The organism is Mycobacterium sp., assembly GCF_044370595.1.
Lineage (GTDB): Bacteria > Actinomycetota > Actinomycetes > Mycobacteriales > Mycobacteriaceae > Mycobacterium.
Window position 1 is genome coordinate 1 of record NZ_JBILVF010000239.1, and the last position, 3,256, is coordinate 3,256.

General features: G+C 67.9%; 3 protein-coding genes. All 3 read left to right on the forward strand.

Annotated elements, in window-relative coordinates; genetic code table 11:
* A partial coding sequence (locus ADBZ5N_RS18220) for a condensation domain-containing protein (protein ID WP_526259897.1) occupies positions 1-1,360 on the forward strand: 1,360 nt, incomplete at its 5' end.
* A gap of 19 nt (positions 1,361-1,379) precedes the next feature.
* Entirely contained in the window at positions 1,380-3,026 is a 1,647-nt protein-coding gene (locus ADBZ5N_RS18225) for a sensor histidine kinase (protein ID WP_526259899.1), read from the forward strand.
* Positions 3,023-3,256: response regulator (locus tag ADBZ5N_RS18230; protein ID WP_526259901.1), on the forward strand; the 234-nt coding region annotated here is incomplete at its 3' end. The genes ADBZ5N_RS18225 and ADBZ5N_RS18230, both read left to right, overlap by 4 nt.

A 3,256-nucleotide genomic window follows, 5' to 3' on the forward strand; every position in this document is an offset into this window, starting at 1 on the left:
GCCCGGCCACGGGCCCGTCACTACATGGACGGCTTCGCCGGCCAGCCGTGCGGCGGTCGCCCGCGCCCCGCACGACCCGCTGCCGCCGACCTTCCAGCAGATGCAGCACCTGCTGACCGCGGACCGCGCTCGCACACTCGGGCGTTCGGTCCCGCGCCTGATCATGGCCGCCTGGGACATCGACGGATGGTGCGATATCGCCGCGATGACCGAGGCGATCAACACCCACCTCCGCCGCCACGACACCTATCACAGCGCGTTCGATGTCGTCGCCGGGACGATCACCCGGCGAACGGTCGAAGCGGACTGCATCGAGTTCGTCCCCGAGTCGCTGGGCTTCATGGACGAAGGCCAGATCCGCGCCCATGCGCTCAACGCGACCCCGGGCACCCTGGAGTGGGACTGCTTCACCTTCGGCGTCGTCCAGAAGTCCGACCACTTCACGGTGTTCGCCAACATCGACCACCTCCACACCGACGGCTCGTCGGCAGTCGAGGTCTACCGCGACATCCACCAGAGCTATCAGGCCCTGGCCGCCGGAGGATCCGCCGCGCTGCCGCAGACCAGCGCCTACCGCGATTACTCGCTGCGCCAGCAGCTGCAGATCGACGCACTGACGCTGGAGTCCCGGCCGATCAAGGATTGGGTCGACTTCGCCCGCGACACCGACGGTGAGTGGCCCAGCTTCCCGCTGCCGCTGGGCGAAGCCCCGGCCAACGCCGCCGGTGCGGCGGTCTCCGTCGAGCTGCTCGATGCCGCCCAGACCGAGGCCTTCAACAATGCCTGCCGCGCCGCAGGCGCTCGATTCAGCGGCGGGGTGATGGCGTGCGCGGCACTCGCCGACCACGAATTCACCGGCTCGGAGACCTTCCACACCTTTACCCCGTCGGACAACCGGTCCGGCCCGGAGCAGTCCCGGTGCGCCGGCTGGTTCGCCAGCATCTTCCCGGTGTCGATGCCCATCGAGGGCGCCAGCTTCGCCCAGATTGCCCGGGCGGCGCAGAAGTCCTTCGACGCCAACAAGCATCTGTCCGCCGTTCCGTTCCGCCGGGTGCTGGAGCTGGCACCTCTGGACGAACTCGGCGTGACACCGGCCAGCAAGCCGTCGATGATGTTGTCCCTGTTCGACTTCCGAAGCCTGGCAGACGCCCGGGCCAACCGTCTGGGCCTCTACATCGACGACCTCTCGCACGGCGACCTGAACATGTGGGTCACCCGCAACGCCCACCAGACCACCGTCATGGTGTCCTACCCCGACACCGCCGAGGCACGCCATTCGGTGCATCTGTACCTGCAGGTGCTGCGCCGGACCTTCCTCGAGGTCGCAAACAACACCGAGGTTTTTGCACATTCTGCTTAGCCGGCCCTAGGCTGCCCCGGTGACCGGCAAGCGCCGCATCGACGTCCGGCTGGCGACGCAGATCCTGCTGTTGCAATTGGCGGTCGTCCTGCTGACGCTGGCGGTCGCCTTCGTGTTGATCGGTTTCATCTATCACCACCGCCTGATCGACCAGTACGGGGCACGGTGCCGTGATATCGCCCGGGTGCTGGCTGACGCACCCGCGGTTCGCACCGACGTGGCCACACTGCAGGGCGACGCGCCCCCGGCCGAGACCTTGGCCGGCGGGGAACTGCAACGGCTCGCCAATCAGGTCCGGCAGGGCACCGGAGTGCTGTTCGTGGTGATCACCAATGAACGCGGCATCCGGCTGAGTCACCCCAACCCCGCCGAGTTGGGCAAGATTGTCAGCACCGAACCGTCGGCCGCGATAACCGGGCGCGAGGAAATCCTGCAGCAGAACGGCACCCTGGGCCCTTCGATACGAGCCAAAGTCCCTGTGCTGGAAATGGATTCCAACCGGGTGATAGGACAGGTCAGCGTCGGGATGTCCACCTCGACGGTCTACGGTCTGCTCAGCGGCGAACGGCGCCTGGCCGTCCTCACCGGCGGGCCGGCCCTGCTGACCGGCGTGGCGCTATCTGTGCTGCTGGCCCGACGGTGGCGCCGGCAGACATTGAACCTGCAGCCCACCGAGATGACCGAGATGGTGCGCAACCAGGAGGCGGTGCTGCACGGCATCGGCGAAGGGGTACTTGCGGCCGACACCGGGGGCACCGTCACCTTCGTCAACGACGAGGCCCACCGGCTGCTCGAAATCGGCCCGGCCGCCGGGAATCCGGTCGACCAGATCGGGCTGACTGCGCGGGTGTTGGAGGTGCTGCGCTCCTCCGACCCGACGCCGACACTGGCCACCGTCGGAGAGCGGGTGCTGGTGGTGTCGGCCCGACCGGTGGCGCGGGAAGGGCGCGAACTGGGCACCGTACTGGTGGTGCGGGACCGCACCGATGTGGAGTCGCTGACCCGGCAACTGGATGCGGTGCGGCTGATGAGTACCGTGCTACGGGCCCAGCGCCACGAGTACGCCAACCGACTGCATCTGCTCAACGGGCTGCTGCACGGCGGCCACCACGATGAGGCGGCCAAGTATCTCGAGGAACTGCTCGGCTCCGGCCCATTGGGCGCGGCGCTGCCCGGAATCGACGCGATCCGCGACACTTACCTGCAGGCCTTCCTGGCTGCCAAGGCGGCAGGGGTACGGGAGTCCGGTGTGACGTTGCGCATCGGGCCGGGCACAGCGGTCCCCGGTGAGCTGACGTTGCCGGTCGACGTCACCACCGTGCTGGGCAACCTGCTCGACAACGGCATCGACGCCGCCCGCACCGGCGCCAGTGCGGTCAAAATGGTGGAAGTGGAACTGCTGCAAGACAATTCGACGCTGTACCTCACCGTCGCCGACAGCGGCGACGGAGTACCGACGGTGCTGGCGGATCGAATCTTCGAGGAGGGCACCTCCACCAAACCGGAGTCCGGGCTGCCCGGGGGACGCGGCATCGGCCTGACGGTGTCTCGCCAGATCGCCCGCGCACTGGGCGGTGACATCCGGATGACCCAGACCGGCCGGGACGGCACTCAGTTGTGCGGTGCGGAATTCGTCGCCGTGCTGCCGGGAGTGATGGCACGGTGAGCGAAGCCGATTTCACCGTGCTGGTGGTCGACGACGACTTCCGGGTCGCCGAGATGCACGCGGGGGTCGTCGAGGCGCTACCCGGGTTTGTGGTGGTCGGCACCGCCAACACCCTCGCTGAGGCCCGCGACGCCGGCCCGGTGGACTTGGCTTTGGTCGACGTCTACCTTCCGGATGGGTCGGGAATCGACCTCATTCGCGAACTGCAGTGCGACAGCTTCGTCCTGAGC